General features: G+C 73.8%; 20 protein-coding genes. 10 read left to right on the forward strand and 10 right to left on the reverse strand.

Annotated elements, in window-relative coordinates:
* Nucleotides 1–12: 12 nt before the first annotated feature.
* Both ACFYOB_RS02580 and ACFYOB_RS02585 read right to left on the reverse strand, forming a co-directional pair.
* A complete protein-coding gene (locus ACFYOB_RS02580) occupies nt 13–567 on the reverse strand; it encodes an HXXEE domain-containing protein (protein WP_388553405.1) in 555 nt (184 codons plus the stop codon).
* On the reverse strand, nt 564–1,511 hold the full coding sequence (locus tag ACFYOB_RS02585; RefSeq protein WP_388553408.1) for an AEC family transporter: 948 nt from the start codon (nt 1,509–1,511) through the stop codon (nt 564–566). The genes ACFYOB_RS02580 and ACFYOB_RS02585 overlap by 4 nt, the downstream gene beginning before the upstream one ends.
* Before the next feature lie 73 nt (nt 1,512–1,584).
* Here ACFYOB_RS02585 and ACFYOB_RS02590 point away from each other — a divergent pair, with 73 nt between their 5' ends.
* From ACFYOB_RS02590 to ACFYOB_RS02605, 4 genes are all read left to right on the forward strand, one after another.
* Nucleotides 1,585–2,934, forward strand: a complete 1,350-nt coding sequence (locus ACFYOB_RS02590) for a sensor histidine kinase (protein WP_388553411.1) — start codon at nt 1,585–1,587, stop codon at nt 2,932–2,934.
* Nucleotides 2,931–3,611, forward strand: coding sequence for a response regulator (locus ACFYOB_RS02595; RefSeq protein ID WP_388553414.1), 681 nt, complete (start codon nt 2,931–2,933; stop codon nt 3,609–3,611). Before ACFYOB_RS02590 ends, ACFYOB_RS02595 begins: the two co-directional genes overlap by 4 nt.
* A gap of 116 nt (nt 3,612–3,727) precedes the next feature.
* Nucleotides 3,728–4,771, forward strand: a complete 1,044-nt coding sequence (locus tag ACFYOB_RS02600; RefSeq protein ID WP_388553416.1) for an alpha/beta hydrolase — start codon at nt 3,728–3,730, stop codon at nt 4,769–4,771.
* Entirely contained in the window at nt 4,768–5,997 is a 1,230-nt protein-coding gene (locus tag ACFYOB_RS02605; RefSeq protein WP_388553418.1) for an acyltransferase, read from the forward strand. The genes ACFYOB_RS02600 and ACFYOB_RS02605 overlap by 4 nt, the downstream gene beginning before the upstream one ends.
* A gap of 103 nt (nt 5,998–6,100) precedes the next feature.
* On the opposite strand, the gene ACFYOB_RS02610 is transcribed toward ACFYOB_RS02605, so the two are convergent.
* A complete protein-coding gene (locus ACFYOB_RS02610; protein ID WP_328929280.1) occupies nt 6,101–6,523 on the reverse strand; it encodes a DUF350 domain-containing protein in 423 nt (140 codons plus the stop codon).
* Between the two features lie 95 nt (nt 6,524–6,618).
* Between ACFYOB_RS02610 and ACFYOB_RS02615 the strand changes: the two genes are divergently transcribed.
* Nucleotides 6,619–8,436, forward strand: a complete 1,818-nt coding sequence (locus tag ACFYOB_RS02615) for a GNAT family N-acetyltransferase (RefSeq protein WP_388553421.1) — start codon at nt 6,619–6,621, stop codon at nt 8,434–8,436.
* Here the strand turns inward: ACFYOB_RS02615 and ACFYOB_RS02620 are convergent.
* Nucleotides 8,407–10,476 (reverse strand): AMP-binding protein, encoded by a 2,070-nt coding sequence (locus ACFYOB_RS02620; RefSeq protein ID WP_388553424.1) that lies wholly within the window; start codon nt 10,474–10,476, stop codon nt 8,407–8,409. The two genes, ACFYOB_RS02615 and ACFYOB_RS02620, sit on opposite strands and share 30 nt — an antisense overlap.
* Before the next feature lie 140 nt (nt 10,477–10,616).
* Between ACFYOB_RS02620 and ACFYOB_RS02625 the strand changes: the two genes are divergently transcribed.
* Complete coding sequence (locus ACFYOB_RS02625; RefSeq protein ID WP_388553427.1) at nt 10,617–12,530, forward strand: ABC transporter ATP-binding protein; 1,914 nt, start codon at nt 10,617–10,619, stop codon at nt 12,528–12,530.
* Between the two features lie 7 nt (nt 12,531–12,537).
* Nucleotides 12,538–12,915: a VOC family protein gene (locus ACFYOB_RS02630; protein ID WP_388553430.1), complete on the forward strand. Its 378-nt coding sequence runs from the start codon at nt 12,538–12,540 to the stop codon at nt 12,913–12,915.
* Nucleotides 12,916–12,980: 65 nt separating this feature from the next.
* Here ACFYOB_RS02630 and ACFYOB_RS02635 read toward each other — a convergent pair whose 3' ends face one another.
* The gene (locus tag ACFYOB_RS02635; protein ID WP_388553433.1) at nt 12,981–13,328 is read right to left on the reverse strand and encodes a hypothetical protein; all 348 of its coding nucleotides are present in this window, start codon (nt 13,326–13,328) and stop codon (nt 12,981–12,983) included.
* A gap of 200 nt (nt 13,329–13,528) precedes the next feature.
* Here ACFYOB_RS02635 and ACFYOB_RS02640 point away from each other — a divergent pair, with 200 nt between their 5' ends.
* On the forward strand, nt 13,529–14,494 hold the full coding sequence (locus ACFYOB_RS02640; RefSeq protein ID WP_388553435.1) for a sigma-70 family RNA polymerase sigma factor: 966 nt from the start codon (nt 13,529–13,531) through the stop codon (nt 14,492–14,494).
* Nucleotides 14,495–14,543: 49 nt separating this feature from the next.
* On the opposite strand, the gene ACFYOB_RS02645 is transcribed toward ACFYOB_RS02640, so the two are convergent.
* Nucleotides 14,544–15,254: a FadR/GntR family transcriptional regulator gene (locus ACFYOB_RS02645; RefSeq protein ID WP_388553438.1), complete on the reverse strand. Its 711-nt coding sequence runs from the start codon at nt 15,252–15,254 to the stop codon at nt 14,544–14,546.
* A 133-nt stretch (nt 15,255–15,387) separates the two neighbouring features.
* On the opposite strand from ACFYOB_RS02645, the gene ACFYOB_RS02650 reads away from it, so the two are divergent.
* Both ACFYOB_RS02650 and ACFYOB_RS02655 read left to right on the forward strand, forming a co-directional pair.
* Nucleotides 15,388–15,954, forward strand: a complete 567-nt coding sequence (locus ACFYOB_RS02650) for a gluconokinase (protein ID WP_388554027.1) — start codon at nt 15,388–15,390, stop codon at nt 15,952–15,954.
* A 12-nt stretch (nt 15,955–15,966) separates the two neighbouring features.
* Entirely contained in the window at nt 15,967–17,364 is a 1,398-nt protein-coding gene (locus ACFYOB_RS02655) for a gluconate:H+ symporter (protein ID WP_388553440.1), read from the forward strand.
* Between the two features lie 74 nt (nt 17,365–17,438).
* Here ACFYOB_RS02655 and ACFYOB_RS02660 read toward each other — a convergent pair whose 3' ends face one another.
* The 4 genes from ACFYOB_RS02660 to ACFYOB_RS02675 all read right to left on the reverse strand — a co-directional run bounded on the left by ACFYOB_RS02660 (nt 17,439) and on the right by ACFYOB_RS02675 (nt 24,546).
* A complete protein-coding gene (locus ACFYOB_RS02660) occupies nt 17,439–18,404 on the reverse strand; it encodes a hypothetical protein (RefSeq protein WP_388553443.1) in 966 nt (321 codons plus the stop codon).
* Nucleotides 18,405–18,439: 35 nt separating this feature from the next.
* A complete protein-coding gene (locus ACFYOB_RS02665) occupies nt 18,440–19,879 on the reverse strand; it encodes a cytochrome P450 (protein ID WP_388553446.1) in 1,440 nt (479 codons plus the stop codon).
* Between the two features lie 85 nt (nt 19,880–19,964).
* Nucleotides 19,965–20,837, reverse strand: a complete 873-nt coding sequence (locus ACFYOB_RS02670; RefSeq protein WP_388553449.1) for a hypothetical protein — start codon at nt 20,835–20,837, stop codon at nt 19,965–19,967.
* Between the two features lie 127 nt (nt 20,838–20,964).
* Nucleotides 20,965–24,546 (reverse strand): S8 family serine peptidase, encoded by a 3,582-nt coding sequence (locus tag ACFYOB_RS02675; protein WP_388553452.1) that lies wholly within the window; start codon nt 24,544–24,546, stop codon nt 20,965–20,967.
* Between the last annotated feature and the right edge of the window lie 130 nt (nt 24,547–24,676).

Raw genomic sequence — 24,676 nt, forward strand, 5'->3', positions numbered from 1 at the left:
GCCTCCCGAGGGCTAGGGGGTGTCCCGGCTCGCGGACGTGCCCGCGCGGATGCGCCGGGCCACCGCGTGCGAAACGGCCGTGGCCGCGCCGGCGAGCGCCATGCCTCGGGTCACGTCCCGCGCCCGCGTCGGCCGCAGCACCCCGGCGCGGCGCAGCCGGCCGCGGGCCCACAGGGTGAACGGGACGACGAGCAGCGGCGAGGTGACCACCCCGGGCGTGTAGCCGCGGGTCGCGGCGGCCTGCGCGACGTGGACGAGCCCGTGCAGGCCGAAGCCGTTCAGGGAGGCCTGGTAGAAGGCCGAACGCCCGCCGGTGCGGTACCCGTCGGCGGCGGCGGCCGCGACGATGATCCCCATCACGCCGACCGCGGTGGCGAACTCGCGGCCGTCCACGGATCCGAGGCTGCGCCACACGGGGTCGGGCACCTGGGGGTGGCGTTCGCGCAGGACGGGGACCCGGGTGCGGGACCAGCGCGCCACGGTGGCCATTTCCTCGAGGTCGTGCACGGTCCAGGCCGCCAGCAGGCTGAAGGTGACGGCGCCGCGCGATATCGACGATGTGTTCATGAGGCAACAGCCTGCAGCCACACCGGCAGCAGCAGGAGGGAAACCACCGAACTCTTGATCACGACGGACGCGGAGAGCGCGACGCCCACGTCGTAGCGCTGGGCGAAGATGAACAGGTTCTGCGGGGTCGGCATCGCTGCGATCACGACGAGGTACGCGAGCCACTCGCCCCGGACCCCGAACACCGCCCCGCACACCACCCAGGTCAGCAGCGGGAAGGCCAGGCACTTGAAGGCTATGAGGGCCAGCTCCTCGCGCGTGGTGCCCCGCACGTCCAGGCCGAGGCCGCCGAGGTGGAGGCCGAGGGCGAACAGGGCCACCGGGGACGCGCTGTCCCCCACGAAGGCGGCGCCGTCCAGGACCACCTTGGGGATGTGCACCGACAGCAGGTTGAGCACGATGGCCGCGTTGCAGGCGAGGACCAGCGGCGTGGCCAGCGAGGCACCGACCGCGCGGGCCAGGCGCCGGCCGGGACCGCCCGCGTCGGGTCCCGCCCGGCCCAGTTCCATCAGGGAGATGACGACCAGGGACAGGACGCATACCTGGAAGAGCAGGATCGGGAAGATCGGGGCCGCCGTCCCGAAGACGGTGATGAAGACGGGGACGGCGAAGTACGCGGTGTTCACCTGGACCCCGGCCATCACGCGCAGCGCGACCGCGCGCGGTTCCCGAATCCCGTGGGCCACGGCCGCCACCGCGACCACGGCCACGGCGAGGGCCGCCGTACCGGCGTAACCGCCGATCGCCTGCCAGTCGAAGAGGGCCGCCAGATCACCGGCATAGATGTTGCCGAACAGGTAGCAGGGCACGGCGAAGAGGAAGGCGTAGTCGGAGAAGGCCTTCGAGGCCTCGGCCGGGACGATCTTGCGGCGGGCGAGCAGTACCCCGCCGCCGAAGGCCAGCAGCACCGGCACGAGCTTCTCCAGCGCGGCTGCCCCACCCATGTGTACCGGCTCCCCCAGATCGACCGGGATGCAGCCTACCTGCACGGCGCGCGGCGCATAGGCTGGACCGATCATGAGCGACAGAGCCCGCATCCGCCTGCCCCGCCGGACCCGCGAACGTACCCCCGAGCCGTCCGCCGGTCCCCGGGTGCCCGGCGCGCTGGCGCAGCTCGCCGTGGTGATGCGCACGCCCGCGCGCGCGGCGCAGCCCTTGTTCGCGCAGGCGCCCAAGGCCTGGCAGCGGATGCTGCCGTTCGCCGTCGTCGGCGTGTTCGTGGTGACGCTGCTGCCGGTGACCATCGCGGTACTGACCAACGACTACGCGCTGGGCGGCGGCTGGGCGGGCGCGCTGGGAGTGGCGCAGACCGTACCGTTGCTGCTCGCCGTGACCCGCCCGCTGCACGCCTGGGCCGTGGTGCTGGCCGCGGACACGATCGGCGGGGTGCTGCTGATCCACGCCGACAGGGTGGCCGGGCACGCCTGGCCGTGGACACCGATGGCCATCGTCGGCTACCTGGCGCTGATGGCCTGCCTGGGGCTGCGCGAGTCCATCCGGACCCTGGTCGGGGTGTGGCTGGTGACCGGCGGGGTCGGCGCCGTGCTCGGCTTCTTCCAGCCCGCGGACACCATGAACACCGCGGCGCTGCTCTTCGTGCTCGCCGGGGTGATGCTGGCGCTGACGGGCGCGGTGCGCGGGCTGGGCGACGCGCAGCAGCGCATCGCCGAGCAGGAGAGCATCAGCGAGGCGGAGCGGGCCCGTCGGACGCTGCTGGAGGAACGGGCCAGGATCGCCCGGGAGTTGCACGACGTGGTGGCCCACCACATGTCGGTCATCACCGTCCAGGCCGACTCCGCGCCGTACCGGCTGCCGGGCATGGCGGAGCCGGTACGGGAGGAGTTCGCCGCGATCGCGGCCGGCGCGCGCGAGTCGCTGGGCGAGATGCGGCGGCTGCTGACCGTCCTGCGCGGGGACGGCGCGGGCGGCGGCGCGGACGGCGAGCGGGCCCCGCAGCCGGGAATCGACCGGCTGCAGCAGCTGGTGGAGGCGACCGTACGGGCAGGCCAGCCGGTGGAGTTGTCCCTGGCGGCCGGAGCGGCCGGGGCGGCGCCGCCGGCCGTGGACCTGTCGGCGTACCGGATCGTGCAGGAAGCACTCGCCAATGTGGTGCGGCACGCGCCCGGGGCGCGGACCCGGGTGTCGGTGACCGTCGACGAGGACGAGGTCCTCGTGCTCGTGGTCAACGGCCCGGCCCGGGACGCCGTGGTGGTGCTGGAGAGTTCGGGCACGGGACACGGTCTGGTGGGGATGCGGGAGCGCGTACGGTTGACCGGCGGGACGCTGGACACCGGTCCGCTGCCCGACGGCGGCTTCCGGGTCGCCGCCCGTCTGCCCCTGAACTCCAGCAGCGAGGAACCGAGTTGACCATCCGCGTGATCATCGTCGACGACCAGGCCATGGTGCGGGCGGGGTTCGCCGCGCTGCTGTCGGCGCAGGCCGACATCGATGTGGTGGGTGAGGCTCCCGACGGGCGGCAGGGGGTCCAGGTGTCCCGCACCACGCATCCCGACGTGGTGCTGATGGACGTGCGGATGCCGGAGATGGACGGGCTCACGGCGGCCCGGGAGATCCTCGACCCCCCGCCCGGGGTGGTGCACCGGCCGAAGGTGCTGATGCTGACCACGTTCGACATCGACGACTACGTGTACGAGGCGCTGCGCGCGGGCGCATCCGGGTTCCTGCTGAAGGACGCCCCGCCGGCCGATCTGATCGCGGCGGTACGGGTCGTCGCGTCGGGCGAGGCGCTGCTGGCGCCCTCGGTGACCCGGCGGCTGATCGCGGACTTCGTCCAGCAGCGGCCGGCGCCGCGCAAGGACCCGGCGCTGCGGCTGAACGGGCTCACCCCGCGTGAGACCGAGGTACTGGAGCTCATCGCGCGCGGGCTGTCGAACCAGGAGATCGCCGGCCATCTGGTGCTGGCCGAGCAGACGGTCAAGACGCACATCGGTCGGGTCCTCGGCAAGCTCGACCTGCGGGACCGGGCCCAGGCGGTGATCTTCGCCTACGAGGCGGGCCTGGTGCGCCCCGGCGACGCCGGCTGACTCCCTCTCCTCCACCCCCTACCGGGGTATGACATCCGACTTGGCTCCACGGTCGGACGTCGGCGCGGGAACCTCCTTCCTACCTTCCTCCTCGTCACGAGGAGAGGAGAAGGGGCATGCGCCGCTTCGGAAGGACGATGGTCACGGCCGCGCTGGCGGTGGCCGTCGTCGGCGGGACCGCGGGATGGGCCTCCGGCGACAGCCAGCGGGCGGTCACCGGGCCGCCGCCGGGCAGCGCCGCCTGGCGGGCCGACGCGGCGTCCGGCCGTGCGCTGCCCGATCCTGCGAGCGCGACGCCGCGCGAGGTGGCCCGGTTCTTCGCCGGGCTGGACGAGGCCGCCCGGCGGGAACTCGCAGGGGCCCACCCGCTGGTCGTGGGCAACCTGGACGGGGCGCCGCTCCCCCTGCGGTACGAGGCCAACCGGATCGCCGTCGCCGCCACGGGTGAGGCCCGCTACGCCTCGCTCGGCGCGCCGGACCGGCAGATCCTGGCCTTCGACCCGCGCGGCCGGGGCCAGGTCGCCGAGGTGTTCGGGGACCTGGAGCACGCGGCGCACGTCTCCGTGATCGTGCCCGGCTCGGACAACGACGCCGCCAACCACGACGCCCGGCGCAAACCGGCCACCGGTCCGGCCGGGATGGCCCGGGCGCTGCGCGCCGCGGCCGGCGGCTCCACCGCGGTGATCGCCTGGACCGGTTACACCACCCCGGTCGGGGTCGGCCTCGACGCGGCCGACGGCCGGCTGGCCGAGGCCGGGGCGGTCCGCCTGGCCCGGTTCACCTCGGGCCTCGACGCCGTCGGCGCGCCCGATCCGGTGCTGTTCTGCCACAGCTACGGCTCGGTGGTCTGCGGGCTGGCGGCCCGGCACACGGACGCCGTCGACGTCGTGGCCTTCGGTTCCCCCGGCATGCGCGCCGCCACCGCGGCCAGTCTGCGCACCGGTGCTCGGGTGTGGGCGGCCCGGGGTCCCTCCGACTGGATCGCCGACGTGCCGAACGTCGAGTTCGCCGGGATCGGCCACGGCGCCGACCCCGCCTCCGCGGGCTTCGGCGCCCGCCGCGTGCCCGCCGCCGACGTGCAGGGCCACACCGGCTACTTCGCGCCCGGCACCCAGTCCCTGGCGGCCTTCGCCGCGATCGCGAACGGAGAGGTCCGATGACGACGCCCCGCACGCTCACGCTGCTCAAGAGGACGGCCGACCGGATCGAGCGGCAGACGCCCGCCCACCGCGACCGGGCGGTCGACGGGCTGCGCGCCCTGGCACTGCTGGCCGTGCCGACCGGGCACTGGCTGCTCGGCGGGTTCACCCTCGACCCCGACGGCGGCCTGCACAACGCCAGCCCGCTGTCGGCCTTCGGCGGGCTGGCCCCGGCGAGCTGGGTGCTCCAGATGCTCGGCATCTTCTTCCTCGTCGGCGGGTACGCCTCGGTGCTCTCCTTCCGGCGCCACAAGGGGTCGGCCGGCACGTGGCTGAAGGGACGCATCGTGCGGCTGGGGCGGCCGGTGCTCGGGGTGACGGCGGTGTGGGCGCTGGCGGCGCCCGTGCTCTACGCGGCCGGGGTGCCGGAGGCGACGCTGCGGACCGGGGCGACGCTGGTGATCCAGCCGCTGTGGTTCGTCGGGGTGTACGTGGTGGTCACCGCGCTGACCCCGTACTGCGTGCGGGCGGCGCGCCGCCTCGGGGGCTGGGCGGCGGCTCCGCTGCTCGTGTCCGTCGCCGTCGTGGACTTCCTGCGGTACGGACCGCTCGCCGGCTCGGTGCCGTCCTGGCTTTCCCTGATCAACATCCTGCCGGGGTGGCTGTTCGCGTACCAGCTGGGCGTGAGCTGGGGCGAGGGACGGATCGGGCGGCGCGGGGCCTGGCTGTTGCTGGCCGGCGGGACGGTGCTGTTCGCGGCGCTGCTGGCGGTCTTCCACTATCCGGCGTCGATGGTGGGCGTGCCGGGTGCGGAGCGGACCAACTCCCACCCGCCGTCGCTGCTCGTACTGGCCCTGGCGGCGGCCCAGTCGGGCGCGGCGATCCTGCTGCGCGACCGGCTGGCGCGCCTGCTGGCCCGGCCGGCCCTGTGGGCGCCGGTGGTCGTGATCAACCTGTGCGCGATGACGATCCTGTGCTGGCACCAGACGGCCATGCTGGCCGCGGCCGTTCCCGGTTCGTTCGTCGGGGAGCTGGCGGGGCTGACGACGGCGCCGGACAGTCTGGGCTGGATCGCGGCGCGGCTGGCGTGGATGCCGGTGTTCGCGGCGCTACTGGTGGGCATCGCACGGTACGCGCGGCGCTTCGAGGGCCCGCCGGTGGAGGGGCGGAAGGCCTCGGCGGTGCGCCGGACGGTGGCGGGACTGCTGGCGGCGGGGTTCGCGGTGTTCGCGCTGGGCCTGGCGTAGCACCGGAGTACGGCGGAGCGGCGCTGCATGACGAGAGCGCCGCTCCCACCGTGGAACGGCGCTCTCGTCATGCAGCGGTGCCACGCCACGCCCTGTCCGGGCGTCAGGCGATCGAGGCCGCCACGATCGCGGCCACGGCGAGGTTGCAGGAGGCGGTGACCCAGACCGCCGGGTGGGGCTCCGGGTCGACGACGATCGCGCCGAGCTTGCCCGGGGTCACCAGGTCGAGCACCAGGAAGGCCACCGCCATCAGGACCAGGCCGAGCACCCCGAAGGCCGCGGTGGACAGCAGGCCCTTGCCGAAGTCGTCGTAGGTGGTCCAGATCGAGGTGAAGACGATGCCGCCGATGCCGAGCAGCGCGGAACTGAGCAGGAGGGCGGCATTGCGGTTGCGCTCCTCCCAGATCTGCTTCGGAAGCTTCCCGGGCGTCAGCACGTCCACGAGGACGATGCCGAGGATCAGCAGCACCAGGCCGAGGGCGCCGAAGGCGCTGGTGCGGCCAAGTCCGTTGATGATGTCGCTCATTGAGAAGCCTGTCTCCGCGTGGGTGGGAAAGGATGGGCCGTGGGGAGGCCGAATCTATCTCACGGCCTTGGCGCAGACCATGGGGAGACCAGGAAATGGCAGAGGTCAGAGCCGCGCGGCCGGCCGAGGCGGAGGCCTTGACGGAGCTGGTGATGCGCTCCAAGGCGTACTGGGGGTACGGGCCGGAGTACCTGGCCTCGTGCGCGGACGAGCTGCGGATCCGGCCCCTCGACGTGACGGCCCGCCGGATCGTGGTGGCCGAGGACGAGCGGGGGACGGTGCTCGGGCTCGCCTCGCTGGACGGGTCCGCCCCGCGCGCCTCGCTGGGGCTGCTCTTCGTGGAACCGTCCGTCATCGGCCGGGGCGTGGGGCGGTTGCTGTACCGGGACGCGCTGCGCCGGGCCGTGGAGCTGGGGGTGCGCGGGCTGGTGATCGACGCCGACCCGCACGCGGCCGGGTTCTACCGGGCGATGGGAGCGGTGGAGGCAGTGGGAGCGGTGGAGGCGTCGGCCGAGCCGGGCGGCCCCGAGGGGCTGGTGCGGTTCGAGGTGTCCCCGGTCCCGCTCGCCGGCTGGGCGCGGGCGTGGACCGGGGGCGGGCGGGCCGTGCACGTGGGCAACGTCGCGGAGTTCAACGCGCAGTTCGCCGACGCCTCTTTGGAGCGGGAGCAGCGGGCCGCGCACGACTACGCCTGCCTGGCCGCCTTCTACAGCCCGGACCCGGCGGCGCTGGTCCTGCCCCGGGCGGTGCCGCGGGGCTGGACCGAGCTGGTCTGCCGCCAGCTCGGCTGGACGGGGGTGGAGGTGTACGACGGGCTGGCCGAGGGGGGACCGGGGCTGTCGGATGCCGTACGGGCCCGGCCGGCGCTGGCCGAGACGCTGACCGGGGCCGGGCTGCCCCTCGTACCGTGGGGACGGACGCGGTCGTTCGGGATGCTGGCGGACCGGCCGTGGCGGGAGGGGGAGCTGCGGTACGAGTCGAAGTCCGCGGCGCACGAGCTGTTCGCACGGATCCTGGCGGACGGCGGGCATCCCGGGATCGTGCTGCCCGCGCAATGGCGGGCGGGCTCGCGGCGTGCGGCGGTCCGCCTCGTCGCGGCCCGGGCCAAGGCGGGCGAGAGCACTGTTCTGAAATCGGAGCACGGTGTCGGGGGTTCGGGCACCACGGTGCTCACCCCGGGCGAGGTCCGGGCGGCGGGCGGGGCCCGCGCCGTGCTGCGGCGGCTGCCGCGCGGGCCGCTGCTGGTGGAGGCGTTCGTCGGCGGCCCGGCCGGTCCCGACGAGGACGACGCCCCGCGGGACCTCACGTACGACGGTTTCGTGGACGCCGAGGGCAGGTTGCACGAGGCCGGCGCGGCACTCATGGACGTGCGGGCAGGCTGCTACCGGGGGGCGACGGTGGGCCCCGGGGCGGTGCCCGAATGGGCGGAGAAGCCGCTGCTGGCCTTCGGGCAGGCGGTGGGCAGGGAGTTGGCGGCCTCCGGCTACCGGGGCTGGTTCGACGTGGACTTCGTCACCGACGGCGCGGGACGGCTCGCGCCGACCGAGACGAACCTGCGGCTGACCGGGCCGTCGATCGCCTTCATGGTGGCGGCCCGGCTCGACGCGCTGCGGGGCGCGGGCCACCTCGTACGGATCGCCGACCGGGTGGAGCTGGGCGCGCGGCTGCCCGAGGCGCAGCTGGACGAGCTGTGCGCGGCCCTGGCCCGGGACTGCGCGGAGCTCGGGGCGGTGTTCGTCCCCGCGATCCCGACGGGCGCCTTCGATCCGGCGCCCTGGCTGGGCGTGCTGGTGGCCGCGCGCAGCAGGGAGGTGCTGGACGCGGCCGAGGCGCTGGTGCGGTCCGAGGCGGAGGCCGTCGGCGCGATGTTCGGCCGGGCGGGCTCAGGTCCTGTCCTCGAAGTCGAAGGGTGAGTCCGGTTTCCGGGTGAGGTAGCGGGCCACGATGACGGCCGCGATCATCAGGGGGATGTTGAAGGTGTAGACGAGGAGGGCTTGGATCGGCCAGTCCTGTTTCGCCGCCAGCCGGTAGGCGTTGTCCTGCGGCCACCAGGCCAGCAGCAGGTAGCTCGCGGCGACGTGGGCGACCCGGGTACCGGTGTGGGGCAGTCCGTCGGGGCGGGCCCGCTCCCGGCTCTGCATCATCCAGTGCCCGGTGAAGAGGAAGGCGAGGCCCGCGCCGAAGGACAGGCATTCGGCCAGGTAGAGGACGAAGAAGAGGAACGCCCAGGGTTGGGGCACGGCGGAGAGGTCCGTGGATCCGGGCCAGATGACGTAGGTCAGCAGCAGGGTGAAGAAGGCCAGGACGACCGACAGGCATCCGCCGACGGCGAGGCTGAAGCCGCGCCGGTCGCCCTTGCCCGACGCCCCGGGGAACTTGCTGCCGTGCACGGCGGGCCGCTCGGAGGGGGGCAGGGCGGGCAGCGGCAGGGCCGTCCGGTCCTCCTGGCCGGCCCGGCCGCGCGGCAGGGCCCAGAGCCGGACGAGGATGTGCGGCATCTCGTCCTTGAGGACCACGCCGGCCAGGTGGTTGCGCAGGCCCCAGATCTCGGGCAGCGGCGCGGTCGCGTCCCAGGCCGGATCGCCGGGCGGCGGGGACACGTAGGCGACGATCCGCCGGCCGCCGGCCTTGTCGACGCCGGTGACGACGGCCGCGCCGATCCCCGGGTGGGTACGGATCGCAGCCTCGACGGGATACGGGTCGAGGGAGCCTCCGGGGACGGCGATCCGGTGCCGGATCCGGCCCTCGTACTCCAGCAGCCCGTCGGGGCGGATCAGTCCGAGGTCTCCGGTGGGCACGGCATCGCCGCCGCCGGGCGGGGTCAGGTGTATCTCACCGTCCAGTACGTGGACCTGGCAGCCCGCGAACGGGGTGCCGAGCAGCGAGTGCCGCTCCGGTTCTTCGACGGGAGCGGTCAGTTGCGGGAGTTCGAAGCAGGTGCCCACGCCGGCGGTCTCGGTGAGCCCGTAGACGTTGAGGACCCGTACGCCGGGACGCAGCCGGCCCTGCATGGCGTCCAGTTCGTCGAGGTGGAGGCGGTCCCCGGTGACGGTGGTCAGCCGCAGCGATCTCAGCGCCGGAGGCCCGGTCCTGCGGGTCTCGGCGGGGGGTCTGCGGCCGTCGATCAGCAGGGCGCAGGCACCGGCCGGGTCCGTGTGCAGCACGGTGACCCGCTCCGCCGCGACCGCCTGGCGGACCCGCTCGGCGGCAACGGTCCGACGGACCCGCTCCGTGCCCTCGGTCTGCCAGGAGGCCTTCGCGGGGAGGACGAGGCTGCCGCCCGAGCACAGGGCACGGGTCCAGCCTGCGGCGAAATCGGTGACGTCCGGCGGGGCGGTGATCAGGTGCCGGTCCTGCGGGGTCAGCTGCGCCAGCTCGGCCCAGCCCTCGCAGGCGGCGAGCAGCATGGCGTGGCTCACGGGCACGGCGCGCGGCTCGGGGCTCGCCGTGAAGAGGACGGCGGCGCGGACGAACGCCGCCTCGGCGTCCGGGGCGTAGGCCGGCCGGGCGGCGATCTCGGCGAGGTCGTCGTCGGTCCGGATCGTGCGCAGGCCCGTACCGGTGTCGAGGGCGGCGCGGTGCGGCGCGTGGGTGAGCAGCGCGAAGGGTGAGAGGTGCGCGAGCGCGGCGAGCTGCTGACGGCCGGTGCGGGGCGTCTGCGCGTCGACGACGGCATAGGAACCGCCGGCTTTGAGGACGGCGAGGATACCGACGACCAGCTCGGTCTGCCGGGTCGTACCGATGGCTACGAGGCTGCCGGGCGGCAGGCCGGAGGCGAGCAGGTGGTGCGCCAGGCGGTTGGCCCGCGTGTCGAGTTGCCCGTAGGTGAGGCTCTCCGAGCCGGCTACGACGGCGCGGGCCCCCGGGGTGTCGCGGGCCCACTGTTCGAAGCGGTGCAGGACGGTGTCGGCGGTGCTCTTGCCGAAGCGTACGGACTCGGATCCCTGCGTCATGGACCGATGATGCCACCGGGCACCGACAGCGGCCGCGAGTCGCGGAAATCCCCCGTACGAACAGGAGTTGGAGACCCGGTAGGGCGAGGCCCGGCCGAAAGGTTGACCTCGACTTCGGTTGAGGTCCTACGGTTTCCGCCATGGACATGGAAGTCACCGCTTGGACATCGCTGCACAGTGCGATCAACGCGCAGCAGGACCGCCGCCCGGTCTCCCGGGCGAGCCTGCGCCGGGTCGCCGCCTTCGCCCGCCCGCACCGCCGCGGGCTCGCCCTCTTCCTCCTGCTCAGCGTGGTGACCGCGCTGCTGGCGGTGGCCACCCCGGTGCTCGCCAGCCGGGTCGTCGACGCCATCGTGGACGGCCGGGACAGCGGCACGGTGACCTGGCTCGCCCTCCTCATCGCGCTGATCGCGGTCGCCGAGGCGGGCCTGGGACTGCTGACCCGCCGGCTGTCGGCCACCCTCGGCGAGGGGCTGATCCTCGATCTGCGGACGGCGGTCTTCGACCACGTGCAGCGGATGCCGGTCGCCTTCTTCACCCGGACCCGGACCGGAGCCCTGGTCAGCCGGCTCAACAACGATGTGATCGGCGCCCAGCGGGCGTTCAGCAACACCCTGTCCGGGGTGGCCGCCAACACCGTGACCCTGCTGCTGACCCTCGCCGTGATGCTGAGCATCTCGTGGCAGATCACCCTGCTGGCGCTCGTGCTGCTGCCCGTGTTCGTCCTGCCGGCCCGCCGGATGGGGGCCAGGATGGCGGCCATGCAGCGGGAGGCCTCGGCGCTGAACGCCGCGATGGGCACCCAGATGACGGAGCGGTTCTCCGCTCCCGGCGCGACGCTGGTCAAGCTGTTCGGGCGGCCCTCCGACGAGTCCGCGGAGTTCGCGGCCCGGGCGGCCCGGGTGCGGGACATCGGGATCCGTACGGCGATGGCCCAGTCGGCCTTCATCACCGCCCTCACCCTGGTCTCGGCGCTGGCCCTCGCCCTCGTCTACGGGCTCGGCGGGTACTACGCCCTGCGCGGGACCCTGGACGCCGGATCCGTCGTCGCCCTCGCGCTTCTGCTGACCCGGCTCTACGCCCCGCTGACCGCGCTCGCCGGCGCCCGCGTCGAGGTGATGAGCGCGCTGGTGAGCTTCGAGCGGGTCTTCGAGATCCTCGACCTGAAGCCGCTCATCACGCAGAAGCCGGACGCCCGCCGCGTGCCGGAAGGGCCGGTGGCCGTCGAGTTCGACCGGGTCTCCTTCGGCTACCCCTCGCCCGACAAGGTCTCGCTCGCCTCCCTGGAGGAGGTCGCCACCCTCGACGCCCGGGGCGGTACGCGGGTACTGCACGAGGTGTCGTTCCGGGCGGAACCCGGCCGGATGATCGCGCTGGTCGGCTCGTCCGGCGCCGGCAAGTCGACCATCGCGCAGCTGCTGCCGCGGCTGTACGACGCCGACGGGGGCGCCGTCCGCATCGGCGGGATCGACGTACGGGACCTCACGGCCGACTCGATCCGCGAGACGCTCGGCATGGTCACCCAGGACGGGCACCTCTTCCACGAGTCGGTACGGGCCAACCTGCTGCTGGCCCGGCCCGAAGCCTCCGAGGAGGAGATCTGGGAGGCCCTGCGCCGGTCCCGCCTGGACGGCCTCGTCGCCTCGCTCCCCGACGGGCTGGACACGGTGGTCGGGGAGCGCGGCTACCGCCTGTCGGGCGGCGAGCGGCAACGGCTGACCATCGCGCGGCTGCTGCTGGCCCGGCAGCGGGTGGTGATCCTCGACGAGGCCACCGCGCACCTGGACTCCACCTCGGAGGCCGCGGTGCAGGAGGCGCTGGGCGAGGCTCTGGCGGGACGGACCGCGGTGGTGATCGCGCACCGGCTGTCGACCGTACAGGCGGCGGATCTGATCCTGGTGGTCGAGGACGGCCGGATCGTGGAACGCGGCACGCACACCGAGCTGCTGGCGGCGGGCGGCCGGTACGAGGAGCTGTACCGCACCCAGTTCGCGGCTGCGGACACGCCCGCCGACGCGGCGTCGGACGGCGCGGCAGCGGCGTCGGGAGCATGATGCTGTGATGGACATCAAGCTGGAACTCGTCGCCGTGCCCGTCACCGATGTCGACCGGGCCAAGGCCTTCTACGAGAAGCTCGGCTTCAACGCCGACCACGACGTCACCGTCAGCGAGGACATCCGCTTCGTGCAGCTGACTCCGCCGGGGTCGGCCTGTTCGATCGCGATCGGCAAGGGGCTGACCCGGATGACCCCGGGATCGCTGGACAACATGCAGGTCGTCGTCGCCGACATCGAGGAGGCGTACGAGGACCTGCGCGGCCGGGGCATCGAGGTGACGGAGATCCAGGACCTGCCCTGGGGCTCCTTCGTCTACTTCTCCGACGCGGACGGCAACGGCTGGGCGGTCCAGCAGACCACTCCCCGCAAGACGGCGCAGTAGCGCACCGTACGGCCACCGGACCGCCACCGCCGCCCCGGGGCGGGCGACGGCCCAACTCGGTGGGCTCAGCCCGCCGCGGCGGCGTGGTGGTGGTCGAGCTCCCACGCGTGGTGCTTGAACTCGTGGCGGAAGTCCTCGTGGTCCTCCCACTGGCGGGCGATGCCGCGCAGTACGTCCCAGTTGTGCTCCACCGACTGGTCGATGACGCGGCGCGTGGCCGGCTCGGCCGACTCGCGCTTCTCGATGAGGCCCTTGACGGCGGAGGCCTCGAGGACGGCGTTGCGCAGCGCGCGCAGCGCACGGGAGGTGTCGTCCATCCCGAAGCCGTACTCGCTGCCCGTCTCCGCGTCGAACAGCGGGGTGAGCCGCGCCTCGATGAAGGCGGTGATCCGCTCGAAGTGCTGCACGTCCATCGGGGGCTCCCTCTTCTGCCGGACCACGATGCGTACCCGGCTTCCTCAGTGCTTCAGCTGTGCACCGCCATTATCCAGCAGCCCTTTCCCCGGACGGGACCGGCCTGGGACCCCGGGACCACGGCTCCAACTCCCCGTTCACCGTGATGTTTTTCCGATGATCTATGTTGAGGACCTGCTGCGGGGAAGGGATGCGACAGGTGGACGACAGTTCATTGCTGACGGAACGTTTCGAAGAGCACCGCTCTCACCTGAGAGCGGTGTCCTACCGGATGCTCGGCTCGCTCAGCGAGGCCGACGACGCCGTCCAGGAAGCATGGCTGCGCCTCAACCGCGCGGACACCGGCGACATCGAGAACCTCGGCGGGTGGCTGACCACGGTCGTGGCGCGCGTGTGCCTGAACATGCTGCGCTCCCGCGAGTCCCGGCGTGAGGACTCCATGGAGACGTATGCCACGGACCCCGTCGTCAGCCGCGAGGACACGGTCGATCCCGAGCAGGAGGCCGTCCTCGCCGACTCGGTCGGGCTGGCCCTGCTGGTCGTGCTCGACACGCTGACGCCGGCCGAGCGGATCGCTTTCGTGCTGCACGACCTGTTCGCCGTGCCGTTCGACGAGATCGCCCCGATGATCGACCGCTCCGCGGCAGCGACCCGGCAGCTCGCGAGCCGCGCCCGCCGCCGGGTCAAGGGGGCCCCGCTGGTGCCCGAGGCCGATCTGACCCGTCAACGCCGCGTCGTGGACGCCTTCCTGGCCGCCACCCGCGGCGGGAACTTCGACGCGCTGGTCGCGCTGCTCGATCCCGACGTGGTGCTGCGGGCCGACAAGGCCGTCGGACCCACCACCGCTCCCCTCCTCATCAGCGGCGCCGTCACCGTCGCGCAGGGCGCGATGGCGGCCATGCGGCGGGCGCAGTCCACGCAGCCGGCTCTGGTCAACGGCGTGGTCGGCCTGGCGATGGCCCCGCTGGGGCGGCTGTTCCTGGTACTGACCTTCACCATCGAGGACGGCCTGATCACCGGGATCGACGTGATCGCGGAGCCGGATCGGCTGCGCGAGATCGAGGTCGCCTCACTCGACGCCGTCTCCGCCGCCGACGACGCGGACGACGCGGACGAGGCGGACGAGGCGGACGAGGCGGACGAGGCGGACGCTCTCGACGCCTGACCGGTCGTGGTGTCCGCCCTCCGCCCTCGGGGCGCGGGGCGGGCACCGCCTACGGGGCGAGTACGTCCAGCTCCTCCAGGGCGCCCACCGCGATCTGCCGGGTCAGCGCCTCGGCGCGGGCCGCGTCGCCCTCCCGTACCGCCTCGGCGACCTGGACGTGCAGGGTGACTGCCGCAGGGTCGGGGTCGTGGAACATCACCGCGTGCTCGGTGCGCCCCGTCAGTACCTCGGCGACCACGTCCCCGAGGCGGGCGAACATCTCGTTGCCGGAGGCGTTGAGCACGACGCGGTGGAAGGCGACGTCGTGGCGCAGGTATTCGTCGAGCTGGTGGCCCCGTGAGGTACTGACCATGCCGAGGGCCGCCTCGGTGAGCTCGGCGCACTGCTCCGGGGTGGCCCGGGCCGCCGCGAGCCCGGCCGCGACCGGCTCGATCGCGGAGCGAAGCACGGTGAGGGAACGCAGCTGGCGGGGGCGGTCGTTGCCGGCGAGCCGCCAGCGGATGACGCGCGGGTCGTAGACGTTCCACTCGGCGGTGGGGCGCACGGTGACCCCGACCCTCCGGCGGGACTCGACCAGCCGCATCGACTCCAGCACGCGGACGACCTCGCGGACCACCGTGCGGGAGGCGTCGAAGCGTTCCGCGATCTCGTCCGTGCGCAGCACGCTGCCCGGCAGGTACTCCCCCGCCGTGATCGCGAGCCCGAGCGTGTCCAGCACGTGGGAGTGGAGCCCCTGCCCGGGACTGCCGTCGGTGGTCATGGCGTAAGCGTACGGTGACGCCCCGGGCGAACCAAAGATGCGATGTTTCCCATCAGACTCTTGAATAAGTACTACTTAATGGGCTTCAGTGGTGCCCGCACGAACCGATGTCGACGAGGACAGCGAGGTAGGCGTGAGCACCCAGCGCGTCATTGTGGTGATGGGCGTGGCCGGCACGGGCAAGACGACCGTGGGCCGGCTGCTCGCGGAGGCGCTCGCCCTTCCGTACGCGGAAGGCGATGCCTACCACCCCGCGGCCAACGTCGCGAAGATGTCGGCCGGCATCCCACTGGACGACGCCGACCGGTGGCCGTGGCTCGACGCCGTCGGCGAGTGGATCCGCGGCCGGGCCGGCCTCGGCGGCGGCGTGGTCTCGGCCTCGTCGCTCAAGCGCGCCTACCGCGAACGGCTGCGCGCCGCGGCCCCCGGGGCGGTGTTCGTCCACCTGACCGGTGAACGGCCGCTGATCGAGCGGCGGATGGCGGACCGCACGGGCCACTTCATGCCCGCCACCCTGCTGGACTCGCAGTTCGCCACGCTGGAACCGCTCCAGGAGGACGAGGCCGGCGTCGTCGTCGACGTGTCCGGTTCCCCCGAAGAGATCGCCGAACGGGCGCTGGCCGCCCTGCGCCGGCTCCCCACGTCCGGGACGGCCGAGAGAACCGAGACCCCCAAGTCACCCGAGACAACCGCGAACTAAGGAAACGTCACCTTGACCAGTCTCAGCGTCGAGACTCTGGCAGCGGCCGGCACCGGACCGATCACCTCGGCCGGGAACACCCAGCTGGGGATCGCCGTCCTGGCGGGCATCGCCGTCATCGTCCTGCTCATCACCCGCCTCAAGCTGCACCCCTTCCTGGCGCTGACGGTCGGCTCGCTGGCCCTCGGGGTTTTCGCCGGCGCACCGCTTGCCAAGACGATCTCCAGTTTCACCTCCGGACTCGGCGCCACGGTCGCGGGCGTGGGCGTACTCATCGCGCTCGGTGCCGTCCTCGGCCGACTGCTCGCGGACTCGGGCGGCGCGGACGAGATCGTCGACACGATCCTCGCGCGGGCCAAGGGCCGGGCCATGCCGTGGGTCATGGTGCTGATCGCCTCCGTGATCGGGCTGCCCCTCTTCTTCGAGGTCGGCATCGTGCTGCTGATACCGGTGGTACTGCTGGTGGCCAAGCGCGGCAACCACTCCGTGATGCGGATCGGCATACCGGCACTCGCCGGCCTGTCCGTGATGCACGGGCTGATCCCTCCGCACCCCGGGCCGCTCGTCGCCATCGACGCGCTCCACGCGAACCTGGGCGTCACCCTCGCCCTCGGCGTCCTCGTCGCCGTCCCGACCGTGATCATCGCCGGGCCGCTGTTCTCCAGGTACGCGGCGCGGTGGGTGGACGTCCCGGCGCCGGAGAACATGATCGTGCCGCGCCCCTCGGCGGACCCGGAGCACCGTCCCCGGTTCGGGGCCACCGTCTTCACGGTGCTGCTCCCGGTGGTGCTGATGCTGGCCAAGGCGTTGGTGGACATCGTTGTCAACGACCCCGCCGACCCGCTGCAGCGCGTCACCGACGTTGCGGGCTCCCCGCTGATCGCACTGCTCGCGGCGGTGCTGGTGGGCATGTTCACCCTCGGCCGGGCGGCGGGCTTCACCAAGGAGCGCTTGGCCACGACGGTCGACAGGTCCCTGGCCCCGATCGCCGGCATCCTGCTGATCGTCGGCGCGGGCGGCGGCTTCAAGCAGACCCTGATCGACGCGGGTGTCGGCCAGATGATCCTGGACCTCTCGAAGAACTGGGCCGTTCCCACCCTGTTGCTGGCCTGGCTGATCGCCGTGGCCATCCGCCTCGCCACCGGCTCCGCAACCGTGGCGACGATCTCGGCGGCCGGACTGGTGGCCCCGCTGGCCGCCGGCACGTCCACCAGCGAGACGGCGTTGCTGGTCCTCGCCGTCGGGGCGGGCTCGCTGTTCTTCAGCCACGTCAACGACGCCGGATTCTGGCTGGTCAAGGAGTACTTCGGGATGACGGTGGGCCAGACCCTGAAGACCTGGTCGGTGATGGAGACCATCATCTCGGTGGTCGGCCTCGGCTGCGTCCTGCTGCTGTCACTGGTCCTCTGACGTCCTCCGGCGTCCCCGGGCGTCCCCCACGTCCCCGACCTCCCCAGCCTCCGGGTCCTCCGGGCTCCTCCGGGTCAGCGCTCGTCGCCGAGCTGCGCCGCCGCCAGGGCGAGACCGGTCGCCGCGGTGGCGCAGCGGCCGGCGAGGGTCTCGACCTCCGCGCGCAGCGCCGCGGACCTGGGCTCCAGCCAGGCCGGTCCGGCCGTCGTCGCCCGCAGCCGTACCGCGTGGGAGCGCAGTGCGGTGGCGTGGCCGCGCAGACTGGCGGGCCGGTGCGGGTGGGCGTGCGGGCGGACGTGGGGGTGCGGCGCCCACGGCCGGAGCGGCGGCCGACCTTGAGCGCGTCGACCGGACCGGGGCGCCTGACCCGCCTCGCCGGCGGGCAGTCCGGGCCCGCGGTCACAGAAGGCCCAGAAGGCTGCGCCGAGCCCCAGGAGCGGTTCGGCCGGCACGGCCCGGCCGGTGGCGACCTGCCAGCCGGCGTGGTCGTTGAACGGGTTCGCGTCGGTCAGGGCCTTCCAGGCCAGGACGTCGGCGAACGCCGGGGCCAGCAGGGAGAAGGCGTGCCCGGCGCCCCGGTCGCGCACGATGCCGCGGAACAGCCGGGCGGCCTGCGCCTGCCGGCCCTCCTCGACGGCCCTGAGGACCGCCGCCGCGCCGGGGTCACGCAGGAGTTCGGGGCGGGCGGCGCTCGCGGCCCGGATCCTGACCCGGAGCCCGCACACGGCGACGCTGATCGCGAGGCTCTCACGGCCCGCCAGCATCCCCGCCAGCCGCCCCGCCCGCGCCACTCCCCGGCCGCGCGGGGCCCAGCCGAGGCCCGCCGGGTCGGTGAGGGTACGCAGCAGCGTGCGCCAGCCGACCCGGCGATGGCCTCCCCGGGTGAGGGCGGCAGCGGGCAGGCGGCCGCCGAGGGCCAACCCCGAGGCGTAGCGGGCGGCCTCGCCGACCGCGTCGGCTGCCGCGGCGAGTTCGCGGCACAGGTCGTCGAGCAGGTCGACGTCCGCGTCGCTGGACGCGGAGGTCGCGGCGTCGGGCATGGCGTCCTCTCCTGGTGGGGTGTGTGCGGTGGGCGTCAGCGTCGGGCAAGGGTGAGCCGGATGCCGTGCGGGTCGAGCGTCGCGGGCAGTGGTCCGACCGGGTCCAGGGCGGGCCGCCCGCTCGCGACCCGGTGGTCCCGCAGCACCTCGGCGCAGAACGCGGCCGTGAGCAGCAGGCCCAGCTGGTCGCCCGGGCACCGGGAGCCGCCGTGGCCGAAGGGTGCCATCCGGGTGTCCTGGTCCGCTCCCGGGTTCTTCCACCGGCCCGGCACGAACACGTGAGCGGCCGGTACCCGTTCGGGGTCGCGCTGGTGGAACGCGGCGGGCAGCAGCACGGAGGTGCCCGCCGGGTAGCGCACGCCCTGCCACTCGGTCTCGGTACGGGTGACCCGGATCAGGTCGGGCACCACCGGGTACAAGCGCAGCGTTTCCCGTACGCAGGACCGCAGCCTGGGCAGTTCGCCCCGGGACGCGCCCCCGGCCGCTTCGGCGGCGGCGGCGTCCTGCTCGGCGGGGTGCGCGCCGAGCAGGAGCAGGGTGCGCAGCAGCGCGGCGGGGAGGGACTCCAAGGCCTGCAGCCACTGGTGGGCCTGGCCGGAGGGGTCCGGGACAGCGGCCGGCCCGGCGTGTCGGGCGGCCCGCCCGAGGAGCGTGTCCGCGCCGGCGTGGCGGACGTACTCCTCGATGCGGCGCGCGGCGCGCACCCTGCTCTTGGTGCGCGACTGCCCGAGCCAGCCCGCGAGCTCCTCGTCGGCGGCGGCCGCCCCGCCGAGCACGATGCGGCGGGCGGCGCGGCCGACCGCGTACCGGGCGCGGGCGAGTTCAAGGGTGCCGCAGGCGGTCAGGTGCCGGGCCTCTTCGGTGACGGCCGCCAGGAAGGGCCCGCACGAGGGGTGTACGGGGACTCCGGCGGCCAGTACCTCGGCGGCGGTCTGCCGCTGTTCCGGGCCGGGTTCGGCGTGGGCGCAGCCGAGGCCGGCCGTCTGCGGAAGATCCGCCGCGAGGACGCTCTGGGGCTCGGCGTAGAACCGGCAGACGTCGTCGGGGGCGAGGAGGACCAGGACCGCCTTGCCCGACCGGTCCCGTACGAGCACGGGCGCGTCTCCGTGGCGGGCCCGCAGCGCGCGGAGCACGGTGGCGGAGGTGCGTGCCGTGCCCGGGCGGGACCGGGCGGTGACGAAGTCGCGGACGAGGGCGGCGGTTCGCGGAAACGATTCCTTTACGGATGTCCGCCGGCCGGGAGGTTCCGCGCGGAGGCCTCGCACGGCCGGCCCCCGGTCCGCGAGCGGGGTCCCGGCGCGGGGCGGCCGGCCGGCTCCCCCGGCGGCCGGGCGGGGCCACCGGTATCCGGCGGCCGGCGCGACGCTCAGCCGGGCATCGCCCGGCGCGCGCCGCACCGGCAGCCCGGTCCGCTCCGCGAGGGCCCGTACCCGGGCCCGGAGCCCGTCGAGGGCGGCCCCTTGGACCGTACGCATCCGGGTACCTCCGCAGCTGGGACGACAACGGTCGGTGACAACGGCTTCACCGTACGTCGCCCCCGCGGACCCCGCGCTCCGAGCGCTACGGCAGGGCGAAGGCGGCGGCGCGGAACGCGGTGCGCAGCGGGGTGGCGCGGGTGGTCGGGAGGAGGATCGCCCAGCGGCGGTGGCGCGGGGAGACCCACAGGGCCGGTCCGCCCGGCGCCGGGGCGGGGTGGGTCCAGACGCCGTGCGGGGCCGGGTGCCAGAGGAGGCCGCGGGCGGGGGTGAGTTCGCCGGTGCGGATGCGCAGGGACTCGGTGGTCCAGGCGCGGGTGATGCCCGCCGGGCTGCCCTGGCCGCCCGAACCGCCCGAACCGCCCGAACCGCCCGAACCGCCCGGTCCGCCCGAGCCGCCCGAACCGCCCGAGCCCACCGGGTCCGCCGGGGAGAGGAGGTGGCGCAGGAAACGGACCAGGTCGGCGAGGGGTGCGCGGAGGGTGCCGTCGGCGAACCGGGTGCCGGTCATGCCCAGCGGTCGCCAGACGCGGGTGACGGCGAGTTCGGCGAGGGTGCTGCCGGACAGGAACTCGGCGAGGTGGGTGAGGGCGGCCGTTCCGTCGGCGTGCGTGAGCAGGTGGTGGGCGGTGGTGCCGGCTTCCGTTCCGGTGGCGGCCTCCTCCCCGTACGCGGCGAGCGGGGTGTGCAGCCGCAGCGCGCCCTCCTCGACGAGACTGCCGATGGCGGGCCACAGGGCGAGGACGGCGGTGAGCCCGCCGACGTCGAGGTCGGCGTCCCCGGCGGCCGCGGCGTCCCGGGCGTCCCGGGTGTCCCCGGGGGCCGCGAGGTGCCCGGAATACACGGAATGCGAGGCCGCCTCCACGCCCTCGGGGCCGCCGACGGCCCAGACCGCCCCGGGATCGGCGGAGCCCACGAGAGCCCGGATGTCGTCTGCCTGGTCGCTCAGGAGCGTCATGGTTCCTCACGTTAACCAGCCCGGGGCGGGTCGCCCGGCGCGTCGGGGCGGACTCGGGACCCGCCCACCCGAATGCGCCGCGAAGGGCGGGGCGCCCGCGGGCGCCCCGCCCCGTGGAGCCCGGCCGCTACTGGTTCTTGTCGGGGCGGTCGGTCACCCGCAGGCTGTTCAGCAGGGGCTTGCCGAATCCGGTGTGCGTGACGAACCGGATGTTGAGCACCCCGTCCGTCACGGTGACGGTGTACGTACGGGTCAGGGCCTTGTACGTGCCCGCCTCCAGGGAGATGTCCAGGGAGGGCAGGACCTGGGCGCCTTCGGCCAGGACGTCGAAGACGCGCTTGTTCGGCCTGGTGGAGGAGAGCTCCGCGAAGCCCAGCTCCACCGTGTAGGTGCCGTTCGGCACGTTGTCGAAGCGGTACTCGTACATGCCTTCACGGGCGTTGCGGAACAGCCGCTGTTCGTCCGTGCCGGTGATGGTGCGCCCGGTGGACTGGACGGAGGAGTTGCCCTGGTAGCCGTACGAGCCCGCCGTGTACTTGCGGTCGGGGGACCAGCCGTCGCCCAGGGCGTCCGTGCTCGCGGATCCGGAGCCCGCGTCCAGGGCGACCTGGTAGCGCGGGACGACTACCTTGACCGGGACCGTGAGCACCGGGGTCCGGCCGCTAGCCGACGAGATCTTCAGGTCCGCGGTCAGGACCGACCCCGGGGGCAGGCCGGCCGTGTCCACCGCGAGGGTGAGCGAGGTCTTCCCGCCCGTCGGGAGGCTGCCGCTCCCCGGTGTGGCCGTCAGCCAGGCCGCGTCCTCGGCCACCGTGAAGGCCGTGCCGAGTCCCGGGTTGGTCAGGTCCAGGGTCCGGGTCCGCTGCTGGTCCGCCGGGAGGACGACCTCCACGGAGGGCCGGGAAGCCGTGACCCTGCCGGTGCGCAGCGACTGCGTCACCGTCGTGACGTCGGCCGCCTTGACGTCGACCGTGGCCTGCGCGGACTCGTACTGCGGCGCGGTCAGGGAGACGGCCCGCGAGCCGGACGGGCTCTGGACCACATAACCGCCGTCCGCCGCGGTGGTCGCGGAGACCGCCGAGTCGCCCGTGCCGACGGTCACGGTGGCGCCGGCGACGCCGTTGCCGTCGTTGGCGTCGAGGACCCGGCCCGCCACCACACCGCTCTTGGTGGTGCGGAAGGCGATGGACAGGCCGTCGGTGATGACCGGTGTGTTGAAGGAGTACTTGAAGGCGTCGGTGCCGGTGGCGTTCTCCACGCCGACCGTGGCCGTGGACCCGCCCTTGATCCCGCTGCCGCCCGTCCCCTTGTACGAGTACGAGACGGTGCCGTCCTCGCCGATGGCCGCGGCGAACGAGAACTTCTCGGCCTGCGCCGACCAGTGGGAGACCTCGCGCCACTCGATCACGTAGGCGCGGTGCGGGGCGGTGCCGGTGACGGCGGTGAAGACGCCGGATCCGCTGCCCGCCGCGCCGACGACCAGGTCGTCCCAGAAGGGGTAGAGCGCGGCGTTCGGGGTGGCCGCGCTCGGGAGGTCACCGTTGACGTCGGCGGTGTTGTTGCCGCCGAAGCTCACGGTGCCGTTGGTGCCGATCCAGGCCTGGCCGTACGTCTTGCCGTACAGCGGCAGCGGGAAGGGGAGGTCGACGCGCTCGGTGGTGTTGTCGCCGGTCAGCGCGAGCTGGCGGCTGCCCGGCGCGTACGGGCGGCCGTTCGCGGTGGCGCAGGCGTAGCCGTAGCCGTCGGTGCGCTCGGGCAGGGTGACGGTGACGGTGGTGTCGCCGGCGACGGTGGCCTTGGCCGTGCCGCCGGTGACGCAGCGGGAGGAGTGGGTGGCGTTCACGTCGTAGGCGCCGTGCGGCAGGGTGACCTCGAAGCGGCCCTGCGCATCGGCGGTGGCGGTCACGGGGGTGTCCGCGATGGTGACGGAGGCACCCGCGGCGGGTCCGGCGGCGGAGGAGACCGTACCGCTGAGCTTGCCGGAGGGGGCCTGGGTGAGGGTGAAGTCGCCGGTGGCAGTGGTGTTCTCGGCGACCGCCACCGTCGCGTTCTGCGGCCCGTAGCCGAACTTGGCGGCGGTCAGGCTGTAGTCGCCCACCGACAGGGCGGCGAACTTGTAGGTGCCGTCGGCCGCGGTCGTCGTCGTACGGTCGATCGGGCCGTCGGCGGTCACCTTGGCGCCCGCGACGGGCTCGCCGCCGCCGGAGCGGACGGTGCCGGTGAGCGCGCCGGTCGCGCCGCGCGGGGCGGCGTTCACGGCGGCGAGGACGTCGAGCCTGCCCTCGCCGAAGACGTTGTTGTCGGCGGCGTTGCCGCCGCACTGGCCGCTGTCGGTGTCCTGGGCGGTGCCGTCCAGGAGCGATTCGGTCTGCGCGATGTCGCCTTCCAGGGCGGGCGCGGCGGACCAGAGCAGGGCCACGGCCGCCGCGGTGTGCGGCGAGGCCATGGAGGTGCCGGAGAAGGCCTCGTACCCGCCGCCGGGGACGGAGGAGCGCACGTTCACGCCCGGTGCGGCGATGTTCGGCTTGATGATGCCGCCGGGGCCGGCGCCCCGCGAGGAGAACGACGCGATGGCGTTGTTGATGTCGAAGGCGCCGGAGCTGTAGGAGCTCGCATAGTCGCCGGGTGAGCCGCTCGTGGCGCAGCCGGGCCCGGAGTTGCCGTTGGAGAAGGCCGGGAAGATGCCGGCGGCGCGCCAGGTGTCGACGATCTGCTGGTACCAGTCGTCGTGCGCGGCGCTGCCCCAGGAGTTGTTCACGATGTGAGGGGCGAGGTCGGGGCGCGGGTTCTGGCCGCTCGGATCGGTCGGGGCGACGATCCACTGGCCGGAGGCGAGCAGGGAGGCCTCGGAGCAGGAGTTCGTCTCGCAGCCCTTGGCGGCGATCCACTTGGCGCCCGGAGCGACACCGATCTTGTTGGCGCCCCCGTCGTCGCCGACCATCGTGCCCATCGTGTGGGTGCCGTGGTCGTTGTTGTCGCAGGGGGCCGCGGCGGCGCAGACCCCCGCCGGGTCGAACCAGTTGTAGGCGTGGGTGTAGCTGCCGTCCGCGTTCTTGCCGCGGTACTGGTTGTTGACGGCCGGGTGGGTGTAGTCCACCCCGCTGTCGATGTTGGCGACGACGATGCCCTCGCCGCGTACCCCGGCCTGCTCCCAGACCTGGGGCGCCTTGATGCGATCGATGTTCCACTCGACGGCGTCGGCCGCGGCCCGTTCGCGCTTGCCCTCGGCGGGTTTGGGCAGGTCGACCTTGTCGTCGGCGTCGATCCGGGACACCTCGGGGCGCTGCGCGAGGGTGCCGGCGAGCTTCTCGCTGCCGACGACGCGGACGGCGTTCACGATCCAGTACGAGGTGTACTCGGCCTTGGCGCCTTCGAGGGCCTTGACCAGCTCGGCCTGGCTGCGCGCGGCGTGGTCCTTCTTGGCGCGGAGCACGGTCTCGGCCTTGGCGGCGCGGGTCTGCTGCTTCGCCGCGGCGCCGAGGTCGGCCGCGCTGTCGAGGTAGACCCAGAAGACGGCTTTCGCCGAGCCGTCGAGCTGGGCGCGGAGCTTGGGTTCGATCTTGCGTTCGGCCGCACCCGGGGTGGGTCCGCCGCTGCGGGGGTCCGCCGTCGGCGCGGCGGCGGCGACGCCCGCGCCGAGGGGCAGGAGCAGGACCGAGGTGAGGGCGGCTAGCGCCGTGCGTAAGTGTCGCCTGTTGCGTTGGGCCACGTGTTGTCTCCTCGTACACCGGGTGCGGGTTGTGCGGGAAAGACGTGCGAGATGTGCGGGATGTGCGCGGGTCATGGTGATTGAGTGCCATGTTCATTACAAGAGGGCCTAATGAGCCGCCCCCCGCGTC

Origin of the sequence: Streptomyces sp. NPDC006463 (assembly GCF_042870715.1) — a bacterium.
In the GTDB taxonomy this organism is placed as follows: Bacteria; Actinomycetota; Actinomycetes; order Streptomycetales; family Streptomycetaceae; genus Streptomyces.

Coding starts and splice junctions, on each gene's coding strand:
- ACFYOB_RS02580 (WP_388553405.1), bottom strand. CDS start 567: ATGAACACATCGTCGATATCGCGCGGCGCCGTCACCTTCAGCCTGCTG.
- ACFYOB_RS02585 (WP_388553408.1), bottom strand. CDS start 1,511: ATGGGTGGGGCAGCCGCGCTGGAGAAGCTCGTGCCGGTGCTGCTGGCC.
- ACFYOB_RS02590 (WP_388553411.1), top strand. CDS start 1,585: ATGAGCGACAGAGCCCGCATCCGCCTGCCCCGCCGGACCCGCGAACGT.
- ACFYOB_RS02600 (WP_388553416.1), top strand. CDS start 3,728: ATGCGCCGCTTCGGAAGGACGATGGTCACGGCCGCGCTGGCGGTGGCC.
- ACFYOB_RS02605 (WP_388553418.1), top strand. CDS start 4,768: ATGACGACGCCCCGCACGCTCACGCTGCTCAAGAGGACGGCCGACCGG.
- ACFYOB_RS02610 (WP_328929280.1), bottom strand. CDS start 6,523: ATGAGCGACATCATCAACGGACTTGGCCGCACCAGCGCCTTCGGCGCC.
- ACFYOB_RS02615 (WP_388553421.1), top strand. CDS start 6,619: ATGGCAGAGGTCAGAGCCGCGCGGCCGGCCGAGGCGGAGGCCTTGACG.
- ACFYOB_RS02620 (WP_388553424.1), bottom strand. CDS start 10,476: ATGACGCAGGGATCCGAGTCCGTACGCTTCGGCAAGAGCACCGCCGAC.
- ACFYOB_RS02625 (WP_388553427.1), top strand. CDS start 10,617: ATGGACATGGAAGTCACCGCTTGGACATCGCTGCACAGTGCGATCAAC.
- ACFYOB_RS02630 (WP_388553430.1), top strand. CDS start 12,538: ATGGACATCAAGCTGGAACTCGTCGCCGTGCCCGTCACCGATGTCGAC.
- ACFYOB_RS02635 (WP_388553433.1), bottom strand. CDS start 13,328: ATGGACGTGCAGCACTTCGAGCGGATCACCGCCTTCATCGAGGCGCGG.
- ACFYOB_RS02645 (WP_388553438.1), bottom strand. CDS start 15,254: ATGACCACCGACGGCAGTCCCGGGCAGGGGCTCCACTCCCACGTGCTG.
- ACFYOB_RS02660 (WP_388553443.1), bottom strand. CDS start 18,404: ATGCCCGACGCCGCGACCTCCGCGTCCAGCGACGCGGACGTCGACCTG.
- ACFYOB_RS02665 (WP_388553446.1), bottom strand. CDS start 19,879: ATGCGTACGGTCCAAGGGGCCGCCCTCGACGGGCTCCGGGCCCGGGTA.
- ACFYOB_RS02670 (WP_388553449.1), bottom strand. CDS start 20,837: ATGACGCTCCTGAGCGACCAGGCAGACGACATCCGGGCTCTCGTGGGC.